Below are 24,501 nucleotides of genomic sequence, written 5' to 3' on the forward strand. Positions count from 1 at the left end.
GTGTGACGACGGCGACGATCATCAACTATGCGCTCGCCTTCATGCCGGTGCTGATCCTGCTCGCCGTCTTCGCCTGGCTCGACGTCTTCCACCTCCTCAATCGCCGCGAGATGATCACCCTGATTGCGCTCGGCGGGATCGCGGCGGGCCTCTCCTATCCGGTCAGCGGACGGATGCTCGACGCGCTTCCGCTCGGCTTCTCCAGCTACAGCCGGTTCGTCGCGCCGTGGATCGAGGAGGCCCTGAAGGGCGCGGTGGTCGTCCTGCTCTTCCTCCGCAACCGGATCGGCTTCAAGATCGATGCGGCGCTGTCGGGGCTGGCCATCGGCGCCGGCTTCAGCCTGGTCGAGAATTGCATCTACCTCGTCCACGCCCCCCAGATGAGCCCCGGCGTGTGGATGGTGCGCGGCGCCGGGACCGCGCTCATGCACGGCGGCACGGTCGCGATCATGGCCGCGCTGTCGCACCAGGTCGGCGAGCATGACCTGCTGGTGAAGGCCGGCGAATGGCGGCCCCATCCCCTCGCCTACATCCCCGGCTATCTGGTCGCGGTCGCGCTGCATCTCGGCTTCAACCAGTTTCCGAGCCAGCCGCTGGTCGCGATGGTGCTGAGCCTCGTCCTCGTCCCCGTGTTGCTGATGGCGATCTTCAGCTTCGGCGCGCGCGAGGCGGGCAATCTCCTCAAGGTCGAGAGCGCCGAACATCTCGCCGACCTCGACCACCTCGAGAACGGGCGCTGGCCCGACACCGACAGCGGGCGGCGGATGGCGGCCTATGTCGCCGATCACCCCGAGCTTGGCCCCGCCGTGCTCGAATATTGGCGCATCCTCAACCAGACGGTGCTGAGCGCCGAGCGGCGGATGCTCGAGCGGACCCACGGCCAGTGGCTCGACCGCGAGGCCGAGCAGGACGAGGCCCGGCTCCGCCGCCTCGACGCACTCGAGCGCGGCTTCGACCCGCAGCTGCTGCGCGCGGTGACCAGGCTCCTCCCCTTCAGCCGCAACGATCATTGGGAGATCGCCGAGCTGCGCGAGCAGCTCGAACGCGGCTGAGCCTGGCCTAGAAGATCCCCTTGCAGTCGCCGGTGTAGGCGCTCGGTGGGGCCAGCGTGATGGCGGAGATGCGCAGGCTCAGCCCCGCTTCGCCCGCGAGCGCCCAGGGCGCCGCGCCGAGGCAACGCGCGGGCAGGCGCATCTGCCGCCAGCCCTTGCCCGCCGCGACATTGAGCGTCTCGCGCAGGTCGAGCTGGGCACCGATCCGGACCGGATTTTGCGGCGCGACATCGATCGCATAATCGACGAGAAGGTCGTGATTGGTTGCGGCCGCCGGCGCCAGCGTCAGCGTCGCCGGACCGGTCCAGTTGAACTGGCGACTGTCTTCCTGCGCGGCGCGGTCGACGCCCTTGGCGACGAGCCGCCCGCCGGGGCTGCTGCCGAGCCCGTTGACGAGCGCGGCGCTGCCGCCGGCATCGCTTGCCGACAGGGTCAGCCCGCTGAAGCGCCCACGGCCGAACAGCGAGGATTCGAGCCGCTCGGCGGCGTAGATCGCGCAGTCGGCGGCGTAGGTGCGCCGGGGCGGCGCGGCCCGGTAGCCATAGCCCTGTCCGCGCCGGAAGAGCGGTGCCCCGTCGCGGCCGTTCCCGGCATCGGCGTCACAGCGCGCGGGCCAGCTGAACGAGAGCCGGCCGGTGAAGTCGAACCGCGGCCTGCCCTGCGCATTGCCGATCAAAAGGTCGGCGATGCCGCCGCCCTCGCTGCCCGGAAGCCAGGCGGCGACGAAGGCGTCGGCCGCATTGAGGAACGGGTTGACCCACATCGGCCGGCCCGAGAGGAACACCGCAGTCACCGGAATGCCCCTGGCGCGCAGCTTCTTCAGGAGGGCGAGGCTGGCCTCGTCGCGATAGGCGAGGTCCTTCCGGTCGCCGAGGAACTCGGCATAGGGCTCCTCGCCGAAAACGACGATCGCGGCGTCGACCGGCTGGTCGGTCTCGCCATCGGGCGCGAAGACGGCCTGCCCGCCGCCGGCCTTCAGGGCTTCGGCGATCCCGCCGTAGATGCTCGTCGCGCCCGGGAAATCGGCATTGGTGAGGTCGCCCCCGCCCTGCCAGGTGATCGACCAGCCGCCGGCCTGGCGGGCGATGCTGTCGGCGCCATTGCCCGCGACCAGCACCCGCGCATTCGAGCGCAGCGGCAACGCGCCGTCGTTCTTGAGCAGGATGAGCGACTTGCGCACCGCCTCGCGGGCGATGGCGCGATGCTCCGGACTGCCGAGCTGGTCGAAGCGACCGCCGAGTGCCCGCGCGCTGGGCCTGGGCTTGTCGAACAGGCCATAAGCGAACTTGACCCGAAGCACGCGCGCCACGGCCTCGTCGAGCCGCGACTGCGCGATGATCCCGGTCCGGACCTGACGGACCATCGTCTCGTACAGCCCCTTCCATTCCTCGGGGGCCATGAAGACGTCGAGGCCGGCATTGAGCGCGATCGGGCAATCGGTATTGCTGCAGCCAAGGACCTGGCCGTGCGCGTTCCAGTCACCCACGGTCAGCCCGCGGAAGCCCAGCTCGCGGCGCAGCAGTCCGGTCAGCAACTGCTGGCTGCCGTGCATCTTCTCGCCGTTGACCGAGGAGAAGCTGGCCATGACGCTCTCGACCCCGGCCGCGATCGCCGGCTTGTAGGGCGCGGCATGGATCGCCTTGATGGTCGCCATGTCGCCCTTGGTGTCGCCCTGGTCGACCCCGCCGGTGCCGCCGTCGCCAAGGAAATGCTTGGCGGTGGCGATGACGTGGCGCTGGCTGAGGAAGTCGGGCGAGCCGCGCTTGCCCTGCAGCCCCTCGACCATCGCGGCGCCGAGCCGCCCGACCAAAGCCGGATCCTCCGAATAGCTTTCGTAGGTCCGCCCCCAGCGGTCGTCGCGGACCACCGACACGCTCGGCGCGAAGGTCCAGTCGATGCCCGTCACCGCCACCTCGGCCGCGGTCGCCGCGCCGATCCGGCGGACGAGGTCGCGGTCGCGGGTCGCGCCGAGGCCGATGTTGTGCGGAAAGATGGTCGCGCCCGGGACGTTGTTGTTCCCGTGGACGGCGTCGATGCCCCACAGTAGCGGGATGACCGGCCCGCCATCCTCCATCGGCGCGGTCGACGCGTCCCACATGGCATCGGCGAGCTTGATCCACTCGCCCGCCGGGGCCTTGTCGTTGTTGCCGGGACCGCTGTTGCCGCCGTTGAGGATGGTGCCGAAGCGATAGCGGCGCACATCCGCCGGGGTGATGGTCGAGATGTCGGGCATGACGAGCTGGGCGACCTTGCGCTCGACGCTCATCCGCGAAATCAGGCTCGCGATCTCGGCTTCGTGGTTCGCTTTGGAGGCGGTCGCGGGCGCAGCGGTGCCGTCACCCATCGAGGCGCAGCTGGAGAGGGCCAGCGCCGCCGCGCCGAGCGCGAACATTGCCTTGCGCCGAACCGCCAATCCGCTGCCCGCGCGTCCGCCAACACGCGATCCCCGTCCGCCGACCTGCCGGTCGTCGGCCCCGCTCAAAGCCATCACAAACATACTTCCCCGATCACGTTGTGAACGTTCCCAATCGGTCGCACGGCCCCGCCGCGAAATCAAGTTGCGGACGCGACGAGCGGTAAATCAGCGCGCGCAGGCGCGGCCGGTCCCGGGGTCGGCGGCGCATTGCCAGACCCGCACCCAATCGACCTCCATGGCCTTGGGGAAGCCGGTCGGATCGACCCCCTTGACCCCGCGGCCCTCGGGCAGGTGCCCGCCGATCGCGAGGTTGAGGATCAGGTGGAAGGGCTGGTCGAAGGGCGCGTCGTCATCGGCGGTCGCGCTCGAGAACCAGTCGGCCGCGGTCTGGGTCGCATAGACCCGGCCGTCGACCGTCCAGTCGATCCGCCCCTCGCTCCAGATGACGCCATAGGTGTGGAAGCCGCCGTCGAGGACCTGAGGATAAGCGATCTCGGTCGATTTGAACTTGTTGGCGGGGGGCACACCGCCGAAGTGGAGCGTGCCGAGAATGGTGTTCTCCCTGCCCCCTTCGCACGAGGCGCAGGGCACGCCGAGATTGACCGCCTCGAGGATGTCGATCTCGCCCGACGAAGCCCACGGACCATAGACGTTCTTCTCGGGCAGCATCCAGATCGCCGGCCAGGTGCCCTGCCCCTGCGGAAGCTTCGCGCGGACTTCGACCTTGCCGTAGCGCCAGGCGGCGCGCCCGCGGGTGACCATCCGCGCCGAGCTATATTCCTTGGTCGCGAGCGCCCGCGGATTGGCGGCCCGCATCCGCTGCGCGTCAGGCAGCGCGTAGCCCGTCGACTGGCCCTTGCGCGCGACGATGTGGAGCACGCCGCCCTCGACATAAGCGTTGCGCCGGCTCGCCGTATAGCATTGCCGCTCCTGGTTGCCGCCGCCCCAGCAATCGACGTCGAAGTTCCAGCGCTTGCGGTCGATCTTGCGGCCCTCGAACTCGTCGGCGAAGACCAGTTTCCAGGGCGCCACCGGAGCCACCTGCGCACCGGCCAGCCCGGCGAGGGCGAGGAGCAGGCTCACGCCGCGCTCGCCCGCGGGCCGGCGGAATATTGCGCCACATAATCGGGATGCGGCGGCAGGCCCTGAACGGTCCGCGCGACGCTGTCGCGGATGCCGGAAAGGAAGCGGGAAAGCTCCTCGTCGGTGAATTTCATCGCCACCGGGTGATGGCTCTTCGGCATGATCCCCTGCCCCATCATCACCTGCACCCAGCTATTCTCCTGGAACAGCTCCTCGTTGCGGCGGAAGACCCGGCCCGTTTCGCGGAAGAGCTCGATCTTCTGCTTGAGCGTATCGGGGATCTCCATCGCCGAGACATGGCGCCAGAAGTCGCTGTCGCGCCGCTCGGTCACCTTGTAGTGGAGGATGATGAAGTCACGGACCTGCACCATCTCCTGGTGGTGCTGGTCGTTATATTCGGCGATGTCGCGCGCGCTGATCTCGCCATAGGGAAGCATCCGGCAGAGCCGCAGGATCGAGCGCTGGATGAGGTGGATGCTGGTCGATTCCAGCGGCTCGACGAAGCCCCCCGCGAGGCCCACCGCGACGACATTGTGCGACCATTGCGCGCGCCGGGTGCCCGCCGCGAACCTGAGCTTGTTCGGCTCGGTCAGCACCTCGCCCTCGAGGTTGCCGAGCAGGCGCTCCATCGCCGCCTCGTCGTCGAGATAGCGGCTCGAATAGACGAGGCCGTTGCCGACCCGGTGCTGGAGCGGGATGCGCCACTGCCAGCCGGCGTCATGCGCCATGGCGCGGGTGTAGGGGACCGGCGGGCGGACTGCGGCGGTCTGGAGCGCGATCGCCCGGTCGCAGGGCAGCCAGTGGGTCCAGTCCTCGAACGCGCTGCCGAGCGTCTGCCCGATGAGGAGCGCGCGAAAGCCCGAGCAATCGACGAACAGGTCGCCCTCGATCCGGCTGCCATCCTCGAGCAAGAGGGCGGTGACATTGCCGCTCTCGCCGTCCTGCTCGACCGAGGCGATGCGGCCTTCCTGCCGAACCACCCCCTCTTTCTCGGCAAGGGTCCGAAGGAAGCGGGCGTAAGCGGTCGCGTCGAGCTGGAAGGCGTAGCTCAGCCCATTGTCGCGCAGGTGGGCAAAGCGGTTCGCCAGCGCCGACTTCAGCTCGAGGCAGTAATCGTCATAAGGCTGCTCGTGGCCGCGCGCGCGCCCTTCCATCCAGAAGTGCTGGAAGCCCGCGGTCCAGTGATCCTTGCCGGTCGTTCCGAAGCTGTGGAAATAGCTCTGGCCGACGTCCTTCCAGTTCTCGAACAGGATGCCGAGCTTGAAGGTGGCGTTGGTCGCGCGGACGAACTCGGCTTCGTTGATCCCGAGCAGGTTGTTGAAGGTGACGAGCGGCGGGATGGTGCTTTCGCCGACGCCGACGGTGCCGATCGCGTCGGACTCGACGAGGCGCACGTCGGCGAGGCTGCCCAGCGTCTTGCCGAGCGCCGCGGCGGTCATCCAACCCGCGGTGCCGCCGCCCACGACGACGATACGGCGGCAGGGCCAGTTGCTCATCGGGATAGCCTCCTCAACAGATACATGCGGATGGTTTCGGCGCGTGCCACGTCGAGCGGCGCAAGGATCCCGCGCCCCTCCGGCGCGACGTGATCGGTCGTCCTTCCGTCGGCGTCGAAGACATAGTGGTTGAACACCGAGCGCCAGTGCGCGCGCGCCTCCTCCGGCAGGTCACGAATGGCGAGGATGGCGTGGAACAGCGCGTCCTCGGGATGGCCGAGGTAACGCGGCTCGTCGTTCCACCAGTAATTGACCAGCACGTTGAAGCGATCGAGCGCCTCGACATGGTGATACCACATCTGGGGCACGAACAGCGCGTCCCCGGGGCCAAGTTCGGCGAGGCTGGCGGTGTCGAGCGCGCGCGAGAAGAGCGGAAATCCCTCGAAGTCGGGCGTCTCGAAATCAACCATGCTGATCGGGCGTCCGCCGGGTGAATTCTCGAGCGGCCCGAGATAGAGATTGGCGAACTGGTCGGGCGGAAACAAAGTGAAGCGCCGCCGGCCGACCGCGGCCACCGCGACATTGTTGGCGATATCGTTATGCGCCGCGACCCGGGTCCGCCCGCCGATCCAGATTCCGTCGCGGGTCTGGCGCTTCCCCAGCGGCAGTCGGTTGGCGACGTCGAGCCCGCGAAAATAGCCCTGCATGTCGACCGAGGCGAGATAGACGAGCGGCGGGTCGGCGCGCTGTTCGGTCTCGGCGAGCAGGTCGAACGCCCGGGCGAGCGGCCAGCGCTCGGAGCGGAAGTCCATACCCATCGCGTCGTCGTAGAATACCCGCTCGGCGCCCGGCCGGCCGATCGCAATGTCGAAGTCGCGCTCGCGGGCGAAGCCGAGGAGATAGTCGCGCGCCGCGCCGGGGTTCTGGCGCCCCGCCGCGACCAGCGGCCAGTCGGCGGCGACCCCGCGCACGATGAACGGCGTGTCCGCACCGCGCAGCCGCGCGTCGAGCGCGTCGGCCGCGACGGATTCCTCCGCGACCCTCGGCAGATCGGCGAAGACGGGGGAAGGCTCAGCCATCGCGCTCGCGGCGGTTCTTGCGCGCCAGCAGGTCGGTCATGTTCGACAGCGAGGCGAGCGCCATGAACATCGGCATCAGATGGCCGTCGCGGTGGAGCTCGGCGACCGCGCCCGCTTCGAGTTCCTGCAGTTTCTCCTCGTTGATCAGCTGATAGCCGACCAGCCGGCTCTCGCTGCCGTCGTCGAGCGTCACGTCGAGCGCGAAGGGTTCAAGCAATTCGTAGCGATCGAGCGCGTCATAGAAATCTCCCGCCGCGGCGAGCCCCACGTCGAGCTGGTGGAGCATGTCGCTCGCCCGTTCGAGGAGCGGCGAGGCGAGGCCGCTGTCGTCGAACAGCCGCACTCCCTCGGGGTCGCCGACGCGCGGATGATCGAGGTCGATATGGACTTGGGCCGGCTCGTCGGGATTGCTCGAGCGGCCGATCCGGAACGGCGCGATGGCCAGCGCCAGCGGGCGGTAGCGCGCGGTCCAGCGGTCGCCGTCGAGAAACAGGTTCTCGCCTTCCTCGAAGCCCATCATCGCCAGCGCATGGAGGCGTCCGGTCTCAGGATTGCGCTGGAACAGGATCGGAAATTCGTTCTGCACGCGGCGAAATTCGATCGGCACCGTCAGGCAGCTCATCACCTGGTCGCCAAGGTCGGCGCGCGGGGCCGGGTTGACGCGCAGGTCGCGATGGTCGGCGGCATTGACGGGAACGTGACGGCTCAACCAGATTCTCCTCAGGCGGAACGACGCTGATGCGCACTCGACAGCGCGTCCAGATAGGCACGATTGCCGGGCAGGCTCGTCAGCAGCGACCGCTCTTTTTGCCGAAGCGCCGCAAGCTGCGCCACCAGCCGCGGGTCGGGACGCGGCAGCTGCCCCGCCGTCTCCCCGCCCATGCCGTAATAGACATATTGGTAGCTCGCCGCCGGGAACATCTCCTGCGCACGGTGGAAGTCGAGCAGGCTCGGTGGCTGGTCGCGCCAGAGGTCGAGCAGCATCGCCAGTCGCTCGGGCATGTTCTGCGCGGCGCGCTGCGCTTGCCAGTAGGGCGCATCCCGCTCGCTCAGCGCATAATGGAGCTTGAGGAATTCGACGATCGAGTCCCACCGCGCGCGGAAGGTCTCGTTGAAGCGCCGGGCCACCGCGGGCAAGGCCGCGCTGCTTGCCGGCATGCCCTCGATCAGCATGTCGAGCGAAGCCTCGATCAGCACGATCGCCGAGGCCTCGAGCGGTTCGATGAACCCGGCGCTGAGCCCGATGGCGATGCAATTGCCGACCCAGAAGTCGTTCCGATGCCCGGTCGGAAAGCGGATCAGCCGCGGCTCGGACAGCATGGCGCCGCCGACCTCTTCCGCGACATAGCGCCGAAGCACCGCCAGCGCTCCGTCGTCGTCGAGAAAGGCCGAGGAATAGACGCAGCCGACCCCGCGCCGGGTCGGAAGACCGATGTCCCAGAACCAGCCCGCGTCATGCGCGGTGGCGATCGTGGCCGAAGCGATGGGCGCGTCCGCCGCCGTCTCGACCTGAACCGCGAGCGCGCGGTCGTTGAGCATCAGGTTCGAGCGGTCGATCCATGCCGACCCGCAATGGCGGTCGATGAGCAGGCCCGCAAAGCCCGTGCAGTCAACGAACAGGTCGCCCGCGATCCGCTCGCCCCCGGCGGTAACCAGCGCTTCGATCCGCTCGGGCGTACCCTCGACCCCGGCGATCCGTTCGCGGCGATGGACCACGCCGAGCCGCTGGGTCGCGTGGCGCTGGAGCAGCCGCGCGAACTTCCCCGCGTCGAGGTGATAGCCGTAGTTGAGCGCGCCGGCGTAGGGCGGCATCGCCCGCGTCCGGGGCGCGAGCGAGGCTTCGACCACCGCATCCTGGCTGGTCATGGCGGGGGTGAAGTCCCCGCCCCCGCTCGCCTGCCAGGCCGCGAGCAGGTGCCGCGCGTCGGGCGCCTCGGGCGGTTCGGTGAAGGGGTGGAGATAATGGTCGCCGCCGCGGCGCCACCCGCGGAACAGCGAACCCTGCTTGAAGCTGGCGTCGCACTCGACGAGGAATTCGGCCTCGTCGATCCCGATCCTGCGCAAGGTCTCGCGCATGGTCGGCCAGGTCCCCTCCCCGACCCCGATGGTCGGGGTCGCGGGATCCTCGACCAGGATCACGCGAACGGGAAGCTCGTCGTCCCTGGCCCAGGCGGCCAGCCGGCATGCGGACAGCCAACCGGCCGTTCCGCCGCCCGCGATCACGAAAGTGGAGATCGCCCCTGGCATGGCGGGAATCATTCCTTCGCTTCGAGCCCTGCCCCCCGCACCAGAGTGACCGGGCGTGTGGGCCCTGTCACTCTGGCATGGTTGTCAGATGGTCGAAAGCTGGTCCTTCGTCAGAAGCCCCAACGGAACCCGAGCGCATAGCGGGCATAGCCCGGGATCACGAAGGTCACGTTGTTCTTAGTCCGCGAATAGCCGCGACGGCTTTCGCCGGTCAGGTTGATGACCTCGCCGAAGACCGTCAGGCCCTTCATGAACTCCCAGCTCGCGCTGGCGTCGACCTGGCCATAGGCCTCGACATAGTTCGGATCGAGGCCGTAGCCCGACAGGAACTTGTCGCGCCAGTTGTAAGCGATACGCGCCTGGATGCCGTTCTTGTCGTAGAAGGCAACCGCATTGGCGCTGTCGGACAGGCCCGAGATGGCGAACTGCGGCGAGCCCACCGGCAGGCTGTTCTTGAACTTTCCGCCGCCGCGAACCATCGTGTAGTTGAGGATCACGCCGAAGCCGGTGTCCCAGAAGCTGTGCTGGATCGCCGCTTCCAGACCATGCAGTTTCTGCACCCGGTCGCCATTGACCGGCAGCGTCACCTGGAAGTTGATCAGCGGATCCGACGCCTGCGAGTTGATCCGCCCGACGATATGCCCGTTGGCGCGGCAGAAGCCGTCCGGATCGGGGGTCGTGCAGGTCCCCGGCGTGGTCGTCGCCGGATAGTTGACGAAGATGTAGTCGCGGATCGCCTCGGCGGTCGCGTTGCTACCCAGCGCCGCGAGCGCCGCCTGATAGGCCGCGCCGCCGATCGGGGTGCGCAGCCCGGCGAGGTTCTCGGTCGTGATGCCGTCGATGATGAACCGGCTCACCTTCTTGTGGAAGTAGCCGAGCGAGACGTAGCTCGTCGGGCCGTAATACCACTCGGCCGACAGGTCGATGTTCTTCGACTTGTACGGAAGCAGACCGGGATTGCCCGACGACGCGAAGCCACCCGTCGCGCGCAGCTCGTTGAACGTCTGCGCACCCTGCATCTGGGCGTAGTTGGGCCGGGCGATGGTGTGGCTGTACGACGCGCGCAGCTTGATGTCGCGGATCGGCGACATGTCGAAGTCGATCGACGGCAGCCACTCGTCATAATCGCCCTTCAGCGTGTTGAAGGACGAGTTGCCGGTATAGTTGAAGGTGAACTCGTTCGCCGACACCCACGAGGTGCTGGTCGGAATTTGCGCCAGCGCGGTCGAGGCGATCTTGGTCTTCTCGTAGCGCAGGCCGGCGATCAGGTGCGCCGGGTTGCTGAAGAGGTCGAACGTGTTGTTGATCTGCACATAGGGCGCGAAGGTGCGCTCGCGGACCCGGCTGTCGACCCGGTTGTAGGGCGCGAGACAGGTCGGGCCACCTTCGCAGGCGCCGAACCGGCTGATCATGATCTTGGTGAGCGCGTCGGAATCGATGCTGAGGAAGGCCGGCAGGATGTCGCCGTCGGCGCCCTTCAGGCCCTCGAACAGGTCGGAGGTCTTGACCACCGAGAAGATGTCGTCGGGCAGGTCGGCCGGCGTTCCCTGGCCACCCCAGGCAGCCTGTTCGTAGACGCCGAACGCCGAGCGGATCTTGTTCTCGGTCATCGACACGCCGAAGTCGAGGCTGTCGAGGAAGCTCGTGTCGAAGTCGTAGCGGGCGCGCGCCTGGCCCTGCACGATCTTGTCGCGGAAGTAGGCGTTGCGGAACGAGTTGCCGGTGGCGAAATAGCCCGCCGGGTCGAGCGTATCGATGCCCGCCGCCTCGTTGTAGTTGATCTGCGGCAGGTAGGTGGTGAAGTCGATGCGCTTCTGCGACGCACCGAAGATCGCCGCCTGGACCGACTGGCTCGATCCGTACTTGCTGTCAGGCTTCGAGCGCGCGGTCGAACGGTGACCGTCGAGCTCGATCGTCAGCCGGTCGGTCGGCTCCCACTTGGCGTTGAGGCCGAGCGAGTGGTTGATGTTGCGGTTGGCGGTCTTGGCCGATTCCAGCGCAATGTCGCTCGGCGCGGTATAATCGTCCTGGAAATAGAGCGGCGGTGCGGGATTGCCCGGGCCCCAGCCGCTGCTCAGGTTCTGGCGCGCGAACCACAGGCCGACGCGATGCTTGTCGGCCTTCACGCGATTGGTGCTGAGCGTGTAATCGGCGGTGACGGTCAGGCTGTCGACCGGGCGCAGCTGGATCGTCGCCTGGCCGTTGATGCGCTCGCGGTCGATGTCCATGACCGAATAGCCCATGGCGATCGGGGTCTGGACGACCGCGCCATTGTCGGGCGCCGGATTGGCATTGCCATAGGCCCAGCTGCCGTCGGGCGCATTCACGGTCGCCCACGACTGGTAGAGGACGTCGGCGGCATTTTCGGTCGACTTGCGGCGCTGGTAGCTACCCGACAACGCGACGCCGATGCGGTTGTCGGCAAAGGTGTCGCTGATGATCCCCGAGACTTCGGGCGTGATGTCGTTGCCGCCGCGCTGCGAGCTGTCGAACACGCCCTTGACGCCGATGCTGCCCTTGCGGCCCGGCGCGTCGAGCGGACGGGTGGTGCGGATGTTGATCAGCGAGCCGATACCGCCCGACGGGACGGTGGCGCGGCCCGACTTGTAGACCTCGAGCCCGGCAATGCCTTCCGAGGCGAGGTTGCCGAAGTCGAAGGCGCGGCTCGAGGGCGCGCTGACGCCGTCGCCGAGCGTCGAGGTCGGCATCTGCCGGCCGTTCAGCGTGACGAGGTTGAATTCGGGACCGAAGCCACGAACGGTGACGTACTGGCCTTCGCCATTGGCGCGGTCGATCGACACGCCGGTGATGCGCTGGAGCGACTCGGCGAGGTTGGTGTCGGGGAACTTGCCGATGTCCTCGGCCGAGATAGCATCGACGACGCCCTGCGCATTGCGCTTGATGTTCTGCGCGTTGCGCAGCGAGGCGCGGATGCCGGTGACGACGATCTCGTCACCCGGAGCGGCGTCGTCGGCCGGCTTGTCGAGCTGCGGCTGGGCCTGCGCATCAGCCTCCGGCGCTGTCTGCGCAAAGGCCGCCTGCGATGTGGCGCTCAGCGCGACAATCGACGCACCAACCACCAATCGGCTCAGCGATTGCCTCTGAAACCTGGTCACCGGCCTTATCCCCCTCACAACTGTGAACGTTCACATTTTCGAATTCGAACGAAGCTGTCAAGAACCCGAAACATTGGCGCTACCCATCGGACACAGGACGGGACCGCGGCAGCGAGCCTGTCAGCCGGCGCCGACCATAATCGTTATGGGAACGCTCACAAGCGTCTTGTTCCGCGCCTTCTCTTTTGTGCGCGAAATGTGCATTCAGGACACATGGAGAAGCGTGCGGGGGACCATAAGCGAAATGTCACGATCGACGATGTCGCGGCGCTAGCGGGGGTTTCCCGCCAGACGGTTTCGCGCGTGATCAACCGCTCGCCCAACGTACGCGACAGCGTTCGCGAGCGGATCGAGCAGGCGATCGAACAGCTCGGCTATGTCGCCAACCTGAGCGCGCGGCGGATGGGCGGGGGCAAGTCGTTCCTCATCCTCGCGATCAACGACAAGGCCAGGACGATCGAGAACTGGTCGGCCGGACGCGGCAACGACTGGGTCGACCAGATGCTGTTCGGCGGCATGACCGAATGCCAGAAGCACGGCTTCCACATGTCGTTCGAACTGGTCGACACCGAGCCCGACCAGGCCCGCAAGCAATTGTCCGACATCGTCGCCGCGCTCCGCCCCGACGGCGTGATCCTGACCCCGCCGCACAGCGACAATCCCGAACTCCTCGAGCTCCTCGAACGCCGCGCCATTCCGTGCGGGCGGATCGCGCGGAGCGAGGGCGGAGCCTTTGTCGATGTCTACATGGACGAAGAAGGCGCGGCCTATGAGGCGTCGCGCCACCTGCTCCGCTTCGGCCATCGCCGGATCGCCTTCCTTTCGGGCAATCCGACCTATGCCAATGCCCGGGCGCGGCTGGCCGGTTTCCGCCGGGCGCTGGCCGAAGAGGGCCTCGGCGAATCCGCGGCCGTGACGGGTTCGGGCGACTTTCATTTCGAACGCGCCGAGGACGTGGTTTCGGACTGGCTGTCCGCGCCCAACCCGCCGACCGCGATCATCGCCGACAATGACGAAATGGCCCATGCCGCGCTGCACGTCGCACGCCGCAACGGCCTTGCCGTTCCTTCCGACCTGTCGGTCATCAGCTTCGAGGACACGCCGGGGGTTCGCTTCACCCTTCCGCCCCTCACCGCCATCCGCCAGCCCACCGCCGAGATGTTCGCCAAGGCCTGCGAGCGGCTGATCACCGTCAGCGGCGGCGGGGACGGGCTTGGCGCCTATGCGGTGCCGTTCACGCTCGTGGTGCGGGATTCGACCGGCCCGGCACCCGAATGACCGCGCCGGCCGGCCGGCGCCCGGCGGCCTTTGCCTTCCTCTACCCGCTTGCGATCCTCGGCGCGCATCTCGCCTTCATGCCGCTCCTGCTGCTGTTGCTGCCGCGGCGGGTGTCGACGCTCTTGCCCGACAGCGCGACCGTCAACCTGAGCCTCCTGCTCCTGGCCGGCGGGGTCACCGCCAGTCTCGCCAACATCGCCGCCGGCCGCTGGAGCGACCGCCACATGGCAGAGCGCGCCAATCGGCAGGTGCCGGTCGCGCTCGGTCTCGCGTTCCTCGTGCTGAGCTATGCCGGGCTGATGCAGGCGCGGTCCTTCACCACCCTGCTCGCCGCGGTGATCGTCTTCCAGGTCGCGCTCAACATCATGTTCGCGCCGCTGGCCGCGCTCCTCGCCGATTATGTCGCCGACGAGGCCAAGGGCCGGATGACGGGCTGGATGACCGCTGCCTTACCCCTGTCGATCGCGGCGACCGCGGCAATTGCGGAGCTCTGGCCCGGCGACAGCGACGCCGCCTTCGCCGCGATTCCCATGGGCGTCGCAATCTGCGTCACGCCGCTGCTGCTGTGCTGGCCGCAAACCCCGCTCGACGTCCACCGAATCGATGTCGCCCCGCTGCGGCCCCTGCCCTTCCGCGACTTCCGCTTTGCCTGGATCGCGCGATTGCTGGTGCAGTGCGGGGCCGCGCTCGTCATCCATTATCTCTACGTCTATCTCGCCGCGCTTCCGGCCGAGTCATCGGTTCCCGCGCCGGTGTCACGCGCGTCCGCCATCCTGTTCGCGCTGGCCGCGATTGCCGGCGGCACGGCGACCATTGCCGCCGGGCACCTGTCCGACCGCTTCGCCCGCCGCCGCCTGCCGATGGGGTTGAGCGCGCTTGCTGCCGCCAGCGGACTCCTTATTCTCTCGCTCCGGCCGGACTGGACCGTGATCGTCATCGCTTATGGGCTATTCAGCGCCGGCCTCGCCGCCTTCCTGTCGGTCGACAGCGCGATGGTCGCGACCCTGCTCGGAAACAATGTCGAGCGCGGCAAGTGGCTGGGGGTCATGAACCTCACCAACACCCTGCCCTCGGTCCTCACTCCCCTGCTCGCGCTTGCCGCGATCGAGCTGACTGCCGCCGACGCGTTGTCGATCCTGCTGGTCGGCGCCTCGCTTGCCGTGCTGGTCGGAGCGTTGCTCGTAAGCCGCATTCGAACGGTTCGCTGAAAAAACATCTCGCAAGCGAAACAATGTCGGGAACATTTGCCCGGGAGACCGGCTTTGCACCGTCGGAACGGTCCCGTGCCGATCCCTGTATCCCGCCGCCGTAGCGTCAGCGTCCCACTCTTCCTCCGAGAGGTTTCTCGTTGCGCATCACGATCATCCCGGTCGCCGCCGCGCTCGCCATCTCGCTTCCGGCACTGGCGCATGCCGCGCCGGTCGCGATCAGCTGGTCGGCCGCCGACCAGCAGTTCCGCCGCTCGGCCGAGGTCTCGGCCGCCGATCACGCGGCGAATTCGGCGAAACTCACGGCCGAATCCCTGCGGACGTTGCGCCGCCCGACCGTCAGCCTGTCGGCCCAGCTCGTCACCTATCAGAAGACGCTGTCGGTCGACCTGAGCGGGCTCAAGGGCAAGACCCAGCAGCAGATCGGCACCTACCTCAATGCCCTCCCCGGCCAGTTTCCCCCCGACCTCCAGGGGATCGTCCAGCTCGTCACCCAGCGGGTCGATGCGGCGCTTCCGGGCCTTCTCGACGAAATCCCGGAAAACCTCGACTATCGCACCCGCGACACCCTGTTCCGGCCGACCGCGACGGCCTTCGTGCCGCTCTACACCGGCGGGGCGATCGGCGCGATCCAACGCGGTGCCGGGGCCGCGGCGACCGCCGCCCGCGCCAAGGCCGACGCCGATATCAACCTTGCCCGGGTCAATCTCGCCCGCGCCTATTTCGGCGTGACCCTCGCCGACGGACTGGTCGCCGCCGCCCGGGACGACCTCGCCGCCATGGATCGCCACCTCGCCAACACCCAGGCCTTCTTCCGCAACGGGGTGCTGCCCCGCTCCAAGGTCCTCGAGGTGCAGGTCGTCCGCGACGCCGCCGCCCGGACCCTCGACCGCGCGACCATCGACCGCGACCGCGCCATCGCCGTGCTTCGCCTGCTGCTCGAAAGCGAGGCCGACCTCGTCCCTTCGACCGGGCTGTTCGTCCACGACCGCCCCTTGTCCCCCGCCGGCGACTATATTGCGAGCGCGGCCAACCCGCGCGTCCGCGAAGCCGAGGCGACGCGCGAGGTCGCCAGCGCCGGGGTCAAGCTCGCCAAATCGCGCCTCCTCCCCCAGGCCTATGCCTTTGGCGAATACAGCTTCGACCGGAAGTCGGCCGCCCCGACCGAGCCCGACTGGATCGCCGGCGTCGGGGCTCGCTGGACCCTGCTCTCGCCCGTCGACCGCTTGAAGGCGATCGCGGCGGCCAAGGAACGCGAGGCCGCCGCCAGCGACGCGGTGACCGTCACCCGCAAGGCGGTCGCGACCGAGATCACCGATGCCTGGGCCCTGGCCGAGGGCGCCCGGCGGAGCTTTCTCTCGCTCGACAGCTCGGTCGCCGCGGCCAACGAGAACCTCCGCGTCGCCGAAATCGCCTACCGCGAGGGCGAAGGGACGACGACGCAGGTGATCGACGCGCGCACCCGCCTCACCAACGTCCGCACCCAGCGCCTCGCCACGGCCTATGAATATGCGGTCTCGCTGGCGGCGCTGCTGGCGGCGAGTGGACGGATGAACGATTTTGACGCGGCGGTTGCTACCGCCGACCGGAGGATCAGGTCATGAGCGAGACGGTGCTGGCGCAGGATCCGGGCAGGCGGCGCTGGTGGCTGGTCGGCTTCCTCGTGGTCGCCGCGCTCCTCGCGCTCGGCCTGTGGCTGTCGAGCCGCCCGAGCAATCCCCCGCTCCAGGGCGAGGTGGAGGCGCAGGAAGTCAATGTCGCGAGCCGGATCGGCGGCCGCGCCGGCGACATCGCGGTCAAGGAAGGCGACCGGGTCAGCGCGGGCCAGCTCCTGCTGACGATCGAGGCACCCGCGGTCGATGCGGTGACCCAGCAGAGCGAAGCCGCGCTCGCCACCGCCCGCGCGCTCCAGGACGCGACCCGCAGCGGCACCCGGCCCGAGGACATTGCCGCGCTCCAGGCGGTCGCCAGCGCCGCGCGCGCGCAGGCCAATCTCGGCGCGGTCTCGGCGCGGCGCGCGGAGAACCTCTATGCCGAGGGAGTGATCGCCGCCCAGCGCCGCGACGAGGCCCGCGCTCTCGCCGCCAGCAGCGCCGCCAGCGCCCGCGCCGCCGACGCCCAGGTCCAGAAAGCGATCGCCGGCGCGCGCGAGGAAGCCCGCCGCGCCGCCGATGCGCAGGTCGATTTCGCGGGCGGCGGCCGGACCGCCACGACCGCGTTGGCGAAGGACCGGGAGATCCGCGCGCCGGTCTCGGGCGAGCTCGCCAAGCGGCTGGTCGAGCCGGGCGAGGTCGTCGCGCCCGCCTTGCCGCTGTTCCAGATCGTCGACGTCGACCGGCCGTGGGTCCGGCTGGCGATCGGCGAAAGCCAGATGGCGGCCTTTCGCAAGGGCGCGGTCCTGACCGGCGACATCCCCGCGCTCGGGCAGAAGGGCGTGCGCTTCGTCGTCCGCTCGGTTGCGGTGCAGGGTGAGTTCGCGACCCGCAAGGCGACCCGGCAAAGCTCGGGCTTCGACGAGCGCGGATTCGAGATCCGGCTCGAGCCGGAGCGGCCGGTCAAGCAATTGCGCCCCGGCATGAGCGTCCTCTTCGCCGACCCGCGATGAGCGACTTCTCCCGCGCGCTGGCGGCGGAGATCGATCACCTCGTCGCCGACCGCTGGGACCAGCTGCTGCTGTTCGTCATGCCGCTCGTGCTGCTCGGATTGATGGCGGCGATGCTGCTCCAGGGCGTGCCCCGCGACCTGCCGGTGGCGGTGGTCGGCGGGCGCGACGACCAGGCGGCGCGCGACTTCGTCCAGAGCCTCGAGGACTCGCCCGCCATCCGCGTCGCCGCTCGCCTCCGCAGCGAGGAGGAAGCCTTGTCGCTGGTCCGCCGCGGCAGGATCATCGCCTTCGTGCAACTGCCGGCCAGCCTCGCGCCGCGCGACGAGCCGGTGCTGCGGATCAGCTACAATGCCTCCTATCTCTCGACCGGCGGGATCGCCGAAGCGGGCATGGCGCAGGCGCTGGTCGAGGCCGGCAGGACCGCCGCGATCAGCGCCAGCGGGCTCGACGGACTGTCCGCGCTGCGCCTCGCACCGATCCCGGTCAGCCTCGCCATCCTCGCCAACCCCGAGGCGAGCTTCGAATGGTATCTGCAGGCGCTGGTCGACCCGGCCGTCCTTCACCTCCTCATCGCCTGCGCCGCCGCCATGGCGATGGGCCGCGCACTCGACGGTCGCTCGCTGGCCGGCTGGGTCGCCCGAAGCGGCGGCGGGGCGGGCGCGCTAGCGGGCAAGCTCCTCCCCTATGTCGCCATCTGCGGCGCCTGGGGGGCGGCCTGGCTGATCTGGATCGCCGGGGTCCGCGGCTGGCAGCCGCAGGGAAGCCTCGCCCTCATCATGGCCGGCCAGTTGCTTCTCCTCGCGGGTACCGCCTGCATCTCGGCGATGCTGGTCGCCCTGTCGAAGGAGACCAGCACCGCGCTCGCCGCGAGCGCCGTCTATGCCGGTTCGGCTTTGGCCTATTCGGGCGGTAGCCTGCCGGTCGAGGGCGCGGGGCTCCTCACCCGGGCGTGGAGCGGGCTGCTCCCCTTCACTCATTATCTCGAGCTGCAGATGGACCAGTGGCTCGGTGCGCCCGCGCGGGTCGCCGCCCCGCAGTTTCTCATCCTCGCGCTCTACGTGCTGGTGCCGGGCCTCGTCACCCTCGCCGTGCTTCGCCGGAGCCGCGCGGCATGAGAAGCTATTTCGCCGCCTTCGAAGCCGCGCTTCGAGAGATCTTCACCACCCGCGCGCTCGTCTCGACCATGGTCGTCGCGGTGCTCTTCTACGCCTTCTATTACCCGGCGCCCTATCGCCACCAGACGGTGGTCGACCTGCCCGTCGTGGTCGTCGACGAGGAAGACAGCGCCGCCACCCGCGCCCTCGTCCGCGCGCTCGATTCCGCGCCCGAGGTCGCCGTGGTCTCGGTTACTGCCAGCGAGGCCGCCGCCGAGCGCGAGGTCCGCGAGCGGCGCGCCGACGGGATCATCCGCTTCGGCAACGGGCTCGGCCGGCGACTGCTGACCGGAAGCGGCGGGGGCGGTGTGTCGGTCACCGTCAACGGCACCTATCTCCTGCGCGCCCGCGGGATCGGGCTCGCGCTCGAGCGGAGCGTCAAGGGCCTGGTCGAAGAGCGCCTCGCCCCGCTCGAGGACCGCCTGCCCCGGACCCGCCCGGTCGAGATCGAGATCCGGCCCTTGTTCAACACCACCACCGGCTATGCCGATTACATCTTCCCCGCGGTGTCGATCGTGATCCTCCAGCAGACCCTGCTGTTCGGCGCGGCGATGCTCTCGGGCGGGCGGCGCCAGCGCCATGCCGCGGTGCCCGCCCCGGCCGCCTATTTCGGGACATTGTCGGCGCTGACCCTCATCGGGCTGTTCGCCTGCAGTTTCTATTTCGGCTTCGTCTTCTGGCTCGAGGACATGCCGCGCGGCGGCAATCTCGGCGGACTGCTGGTCGCCGCGCCGATCTTCTCGCTCGCGGTCGCCGCGCTTGGCCTCCTCATCGGCAGCTATCTCGACCAGGCCGACCGAGCGATGGAGGTGCTGGTCCCGACCTCGGTGGTGCTGTTCTTCCTGACCGGCGCGGCCTTCCCGACCGAGGCCATGCCGCACTGGGTCGCGGCCATTGCCATGCTCTCCCCCGCCATCCACGGCGTGCCGATGTTCGTGGGCCTGAACCAGATGGCCGCCTCGCTCCCCGAAGTGATCGAGCCCCTCATCCGCCTGGCGCTCCTGGCCATGCTCTACATTGCCCTGACCCTTGTCCGGATCGCCCTGAACCGGCGCCGGCTGCAGTCCGCGGCCTGACCTTCTGCCTTCACGAAACTTTAACGGTGGGCGCGCTTCGCCACATGGCATTGTAACGGCGCCCGGCGCCATCTGACGCTCCGTCGGCCCTTCGGCCCCGCGGAGTAGATCATGCGCGTTTTCGACCTTCTGACCACCGCCGCCATCCTCGCGGCGGCCTTCCCCATGCGAGCCTCGGCCGAAACCGCGCCGCCCTTCACGGTCACCGGCGGGACCAGCCTCGTCTCGCAATATCGCTTCCGCGGGATCAGCCTGTCGGACGAGAAGCCGGCGATCCAGGGCACGATCAATCTCACCCACGCGAGCGGCGCCTATGCCGGGGCCTGGGCGTCCTCGCTCGACGGCTTCGGCGAACTCGGCGGGTCCAACCTCGAGCTCGATCTTTATGGCGGCTACAAGCTCCCGGTCGGCAAGGCGACGCTGGACGCGGGCGTCCTCTATTATGCCTATCCCGGCAGCAAGGGCGGCACGTTCGAATTCTTCGAGCCCTATGCCAACGTCAGCCTGCCCGTCGGTCCGGCCACCGCCAAGTTCGGGGCGGCGATCGCGCCGTCGCAGAAGGCCATCGGCGGCAAGGGCAATGTCTACCTCTTCAACGACAACAGCCTGCCCATCGCCGGCACTCCGGTCAGCCTCACCAGCCATGTCGGCTGGTCGAAGGGCGACACGACGCTGACGCCTGGCGGGCATTATCTCGACTGGTCGCTCGGCGCTGCCGCCAGCTGGCGCAACCTCAATGCGAGCCTCGCCTGGGTCGACACCGACATCAACCGCCGCGACGCGCTCGCAGCGGGCGCGACGAAGACCATCGTCGATGGCGCGGTCGTGCTCTCGCTCGGCGCCAGTTTCTGAGGTGCGGACCCCATGACGTTCGACCTCCTCCTCGGCGCGATCACCGCTTTCGGTCTCCTCCTTTACCTGCTCGCCGTGCTCGCGCGGCCCGAGCGCTTCTGAGGCTTTCGGCCCCATGCAACATACGACCCTCGCCGGCTGGACATTGATCGCCGGCTTCATCGCCCTCACCTTCGTCATGGCCCGGCTGTTCGGACCCTGGCTGCACCGCATCTACGAGGGGCAGGCACCGCGCTTCCTCGGCTGGCTCGCGCCGGTCGAGCGCGGGCTGCTTGCGCTTGGCGGAAGCGCCACCCGGGGCGAACAGGGCTGGCGCAGCTATGCGGCCCACCTGCTCGTCTTCAATCTCGCCGGGATCGCGTTCCTGCTCCTCCTCCAGCTGGTGCAGGCGGCGCTTCCGCTCAATCCGACCGGGGTCGCGGCGGTGCCCTTTCCGGTCGCGCTCAACACCGCGGTCAGCTTCGTCACCAACACCAACTGGCAGAGCTACAGCGGCGAGACGACCATGTCGCACCTCACCCAGATGCTTGGCCTGACGGTGCAGAACTTCCTCTCGGCCGCCACCGGCATCGCGGTCGCCTTTGCCCTGATCCGCGGCTTCGCCCGGCGCGAAAGCAATAGCATCGGGAATTTCTGGGCCGACCTCGTCCGCACCACCCTCTACATCCTGCTGCCGATCGCCTTCCTCTACGCCCTGGTCCTGGTCGCACTCGGCGTGCCCCAGACCTTCGCCGGATCGGCGGTCGCGCAGACGCTCGAGGGCGCGCGCCAGACGATCGCGCTCGGCCCCGTCGCGAGCCAGGAGGCGATCAAGATGCTCGGCACCAACGGCGGCGGCTTTTTCAACGCCAATTCGGCCCACCCGCTCGAAAATCCCGGCGCCCTCGCCAACTTCCTCCAGATGCTGTCGATCTTCGCGCTCGGCGCGGGGCTGACCTGGTGCTTCGGCAAGGCAATGGGCAACGGCCGGCAAGGCTGGGCGATCCTCGCGGCGATGATGGTCCTGTTCACCGCCGGCGTCTCGGCCACCTACATCGCCGAGGCCTCGGGCAATCCGATCCACCACGCCGCCGGGGTCGACCTTGCGGGCGGCAACATGGAGGGCAAGGAGACGCGCTTCGGCATCGCCGCCTCGGCCCTGTTCGCGACCGTCACCACCGCCGCCTCGTGCGGGGCGGTCAATGCGATGCACGACAGCTTCACCGCGCTTGGCGGGCTCGTGCCGATGTTCAACATGCATCTCGGCGAAGTCATCGTCGGCGGCGTCGGCGCGGGTCTCTACGGCATGCTCCTCTACGTCATCCTCGGCATCTTCATCGCCGGGCTGATGGTCGGGCGCAGCCCCGAATATGTCGGCAAGAAGATCGAGGCGCGCGAGGTCAAGCTGGCGGTGCTCGCCATCGCGGTCCTGCCGCTGTTCATCCTCGGGCTGACCGCGCTGGCACTGGTCCTCCCGGCCGGCCTCGCAGGGCTCCAGGAGAGCGGCCCGCACGGGCTTTCCGAAGCGCTCTACGCCTACACCAGCGCGGTCGCCAACAACGGATCGGCCTTTGCCGGCCTGACCGCGAGCAACGACTGGTGGGCCTATACACTCGCGCTTGCGATGTTCGTCGGCCGCTTCGCCGTCATCGTGCCGGTGCTGGCGATCGCGGGAAGCCTCGCGGCCAAGCGTAACGTGCCCGAGGGCGCGGGCTCCTTCCCGACCACCGGCCCCCTGTGGGCCGGCCTCCTCGCCGGCCTGGTGCTGGTGCTCGGCGGCCTGACCTTCCTCCCCAGCCTCGCGCTTGGACCCATCGCCGATCACCTCGCGATGATCAGCGGCCAGACCTTCTGAAGGACGTTATCCCCATGTCCCGCACCGCCTCCCCACCCGCCTCGATGTTCAGCGCCGCACTGGTCGTGCCGGCCCTCGCCGACAGCGTGGCCAAGCTCGATCCGCGGCAACTCGTCCGCAATCCCGTCATGTTCACCACCGGGGTGATCGCGCTCCTGCTGACGGTCCTGCTCGTCACCGGCCACGGCACCGGAAGCACGCTCTTCCAGGTCCAGCTGGTCGTCTGGCTCTGGCTGACCGTCCTGTTCGGCAATTTCGCCGAGGCGCTGGCGGAAGGTCGCGGCAAGGCGCAGGCCGCCTCGCTCCGCGACACCAAGTCGCAGCTCTGGGCCAAGCTCCTGCTCGGCGTCGGCGACACCTACGAGAAGGTCCCCGCAACCCGGCTCCAGGTCGACGAACTGGTGCTGGTCGAGACCGGCGACCTCATCCCGGCCGACGGCGAGGTCGTCGCGGGCGTCGCTTCGGTCAACGAGGCCGCCATCACCGGCGAAAGCGCCCCCGTCATCCGCGAGGCGGGCGGCGACCGCTCGGCGGTGACCGCGGGCACGCGCGTCATCTCCGATTGGATCAAGGTCCGGATCACGCAGGAGCCGGGCCAGGGCTTCCTCGACCGGATGATCGCGCTGGTCGAGGGCGCGTCGCGGCAGAAGACCCCGAACGAGATCGCGCTCACCATCCTGCTGGTCGGCCTCACCATCATCTTCCTGATCGCGGTTTCGACCATTCCCGGCCTTGCCGCTTATTCGGGCGGAAGCATCGGCGTGCCGCTCCTCGCCGCGCTGCTGATCACGCTCATCCCGACCACCATCGCGGCGCTGCTGTCGGCGATCGGGATCGCGGGCATGGACCGGCTGGTGCGCTTCAACGTCCTCGCCAAATCGGGCCGCGCGGTCGAGGCGGCGGGCGACATCGACGTGCTGCTGCTCGACAAGACCGGGACGATCACGCTCGGCGATCGCCATGCGACCGAATTCCGGCCGCTGTCCGGGATCGACGAGCGCACCCTGGCCGAGGCCGCCTATCTTGCGAGCCTCGCCGACGAGACCCCCGAGGGCCGCTCGGTCGTGGCGCTGGCGCAGGAGCGCTACGGGATCGAATCGCAGGCGATGCCCGAGGGGGCCGAGGTCATTCCCTTCACCTCCCAGACCCGCCTCAGCGGTCTTCGCATCGGCGAGCGGCGGCTCGAAAAGGGCGCGGTGGATTCGCTTCTCAAGGCGAGCGGCGCGGCGCCGGACGGGCCCGCCGCGATCGAGCTTCGCCGGATCACGGACGAGATCGCGCGCTCGGGCGGGACGCCGCTGGCAGTGGCCGAGAACGGCCGGTTGCTCGGTGCGCTCCACCTCAAGGACATCGTCAAGGCAGGCATGCGCGAGCGCTTCGCCCAGCTGCGCGCCATGGGCATCCGCACGGTGATGATCACCGGCGACAATCCGCTCACCGCCGCCTCCATCGCCGCCGAGGCGGGGGTCGACGATTTCCTCGCCGAGGCGACCCCGGAGGACAAGCTGGCGCTGATCCGCAAGGAGCAGACCGGGGGCCGCCTCGTCGCCATGTGCGGCGACGGCACCAACGACGCGCCCGCCCTTGCCCAGTCCGATGTCGGAATCGCGATGAACACCGGCACCCAGGCCGCGCGCGAAGCGGGCAATATGGTCGACCTCGACAGCGATCCCACCAAGCTCATCGAGGTGGTTGGCCTGGGCAAGCAATTGCTGATGACCCGCGGCGCCCTCACCACCTTCTCGATCGCCAACGACGTCGCCAAATATTTCGCGATCATCCCGGCGATCTTCGTCGCGCTTTATCCGACGCTCGGCGCGCTGAACGTGATGCGGCTGGGGTCGAGCGAAAGCGCGATCCTGAGCGCGATCATCTTCAACGCGCTGATCATCCCCTTGCTCGTTCCCTTGGCGCTGAAGGGCGTCCGCTACCGGCCTGCCCCCGCCGGCGACATCCTTCGCCGCAACCTTGCCGTCTACGGGCTGGGCGGCCTTCTCGCCCCGTTCGTCGGGATCAAGCTCATCGACCTTGCCGTCACCGGCCTGCACCTCGCCTGAGGAGACCC

Annotated in this window: 18 protein-coding genes; 11 read left to right on the forward strand and 7 right to left on the reverse strand. The window is 68.7% G+C overall.

Annotation, left to right across the window (positions count from 1 at the left end; genetic code table 11):
* Window positions 1-2 precede the first annotated feature (2 nt).
* A complete protein-coding gene (locus tag BS69_RS0104590; protein WP_029940803.1) occupies window positions 3-1,052 on the forward strand; it encodes a PrsW family glutamic-type intramembrane protease in 1,050 nt (349 codons plus the stop codon).
* A 7-nt stretch (window positions 1,053-1,059) separates the two neighbouring features.
* Here the strand turns inward: BS69_RS0104590 and BS69_RS0104595 are convergent, their stop codons facing one another.
* The 7 genes from BS69_RS0104595 to BS69_RS0104625 form a co-directional block, all read right to left on the reverse strand.
* Window positions 1,060-3,540 carry a glycoside hydrolase family 3 protein gene (locus BS69_RS0104595; protein ID WP_245605105.1) on the reverse strand — a complete coding sequence of 827 codons (2,481 nt, stop codon included), beginning with the start codon at window positions 3,538-3,540 and terminating at the stop codon, window positions 1,060-1,062.
* 93 nt (window positions 3,541-3,633) lie between these two features.
* Window positions 3,634-4,551 (reverse strand): glycoside hydrolase family 16 protein, encoded by a 918-nt coding sequence (locus BS69_RS0104600; RefSeq protein ID WP_051676541.1) that lies wholly within the window; start codon window positions 4,549-4,551, stop codon window positions 3,634-3,636.
* Window positions 4,548-6,047: a tryptophan halogenase family protein gene (locus tag BS69_RS0104605; protein WP_029940806.1), complete on the reverse strand. Its 1,500-nt coding sequence runs from the start codon at window positions 6,045-6,047 to the stop codon at window positions 4,548-4,550. The genes BS69_RS0104600 and BS69_RS0104605 overlap by 4 nt, the downstream gene beginning before the upstream one ends.
* The gene (locus BS69_RS0104610; RefSeq protein ID WP_029940807.1) at window positions 6,044-7,066 is read right to left on the reverse strand and encodes a cupin-like domain-containing protein; all 1,023 of its coding nucleotides are present in this window, start codon (window positions 7,064-7,066) and stop codon (window positions 6,044-6,046) included. Before BS69_RS0104610 ends, BS69_RS0104605 begins: the two co-directional genes overlap by 4 nt.
* Entirely contained in the window at window positions 7,059-7,775 is a 717-nt protein-coding gene (locus BS69_RS0104615) for a SapC family protein (RefSeq protein ID WP_029940808.1), read from the reverse strand. Before BS69_RS0104615 ends, BS69_RS0104610 begins: the two co-directional genes overlap by 8 nt.
* An 11-nt stretch (window positions 7,776-7,786) precedes the next feature.
* Window positions 7,787-9,313 carry a tryptophan halogenase family protein gene (locus BS69_RS0104620; protein WP_029940809.1) on the reverse strand — a complete coding sequence of 509 codons (1,527 nt, stop codon included), beginning with the start codon at window positions 9,311-9,313 and terminating at the stop codon, window positions 7,787-7,789.
* Between the two features lie 110 nt (window positions 9,314-9,423).
* On the reverse strand, window positions 9,424-12,429 hold the full coding sequence (locus BS69_RS0104625; protein WP_245605106.1) for a TonB-dependent receptor: 3,006 nt from the start codon (window positions 12,427-12,429) through the stop codon (window positions 9,424-9,426).
* A 213-nt stretch (window positions 12,430-12,642) separates the two neighbouring features.
* Between BS69_RS0104625 and BS69_RS0104630 the strand changes: the two genes are divergently transcribed.
* From BS69_RS0104630 to kdpB, 10 genes are all read left to right on the forward strand, one after another.
* Complete coding sequence (locus BS69_RS0104630) at window positions 12,643-13,707, forward strand: LacI family DNA-binding transcriptional regulator (RefSeq protein WP_029940811.1); 1,065 nt, start codon at window positions 12,643-12,645, stop codon at window positions 13,705-13,707.
* Window positions 13,704-14,915: an MFS transporter gene (locus BS69_RS0104635; RefSeq protein WP_029940812.1), complete on the forward strand. Its 1,212-nt coding sequence runs from the start codon at window positions 13,704-13,706 to the stop codon at window positions 14,913-14,915. The genes BS69_RS0104630 and BS69_RS0104635 overlap by 4 nt, the downstream gene beginning before the upstream one ends.
* Window positions 14,916-15,055: 140 nt before the next feature.
* Window positions 15,056-16,519 (forward strand): TolC family protein, encoded by a 1,464-nt coding sequence (locus BS69_RS0104640; RefSeq protein ID WP_051676542.1) that lies wholly within the window; start codon window positions 15,056-15,058, stop codon window positions 16,517-16,519.
* The gene (locus BS69_RS0104645; RefSeq protein WP_029940814.1) at window positions 16,516-17,520 is read left to right on the forward strand and encodes an HlyD family secretion protein; all 1,005 of its coding nucleotides are present in this window, start codon (window positions 16,516-16,518) and stop codon (window positions 17,518-17,520) included. Before BS69_RS0104640 ends, BS69_RS0104645 begins: the two co-directional genes overlap by 4 nt.
* Window positions 17,517-18,635 (forward strand): ABC transporter permease, encoded by a 1,119-nt coding sequence (locus BS69_RS0104650; RefSeq protein ID WP_029940815.1) that lies wholly within the window; start codon window positions 17,517-17,519, stop codon window positions 18,633-18,635. The genes BS69_RS0104645 and BS69_RS0104650 overlap by 4 nt, the downstream gene beginning before the upstream one ends.
* Entirely contained in the window at window positions 18,632-19,750 is a 1,119-nt protein-coding gene (locus tag BS69_RS0104655; RefSeq protein ID WP_029940816.1) for an ABC transporter permease, read from the forward strand. The genes BS69_RS0104650 and BS69_RS0104655 overlap by 4 nt, the downstream gene beginning before the upstream one ends.
* A gap of 111 nt (window positions 19,751-19,861) precedes the next feature.
* On the forward strand, window positions 19,862-20,602 hold the full coding sequence (locus BS69_RS0104660) for a TorF family putative porin (protein ID WP_029940817.1): 741 nt from the start codon (window positions 19,862-19,864) through the stop codon (window positions 20,600-20,602).
* Between the two features lie 12 nt (window positions 20,603-20,614).
* Window positions 20,615-20,704: a potassium-transporting ATPase subunit F gene (locus tag BS69_RS13930; protein ID WP_084184280.1), complete on the forward strand. Its 90-nt coding sequence runs from the start codon at window positions 20,615-20,617 to the stop codon at window positions 20,702-20,704.
* Between the two features lie 13 nt (window positions 20,705-20,717).
* A complete protein-coding gene (gene kdpA, locus BS69_RS0104670) occupies window positions 20,718-22,436 on the forward strand; it encodes a potassium-transporting ATPase subunit KdpA (protein ID WP_029940818.1) in 1,719 nt (572 codons plus the stop codon).
* A 14-nt stretch (window positions 22,437-22,450) separates the two neighbouring features.
* Complete coding sequence (gene kdpB, locus BS69_RS0104675) at window positions 22,451-24,493, forward strand: potassium-transporting ATPase subunit KdpB (RefSeq protein WP_029940819.1); 2,043 nt, start codon at window positions 22,451-22,453, stop codon at window positions 24,491-24,493.
* Window positions 24,494-24,501: the final 8 nt, after the last annotated feature.

The sequence above is a fragment of the Sphingomonas astaxanthinifaciens DSM 22298 genome, from assembly GCF_000711715.1.
GTDB lineage: Bacteria > Pseudomonadota > Alphaproteobacteria > Sphingomonadales > Sphingomonadaceae > Sphingomicrobium > Sphingomicrobium astaxanthinifaciens_A.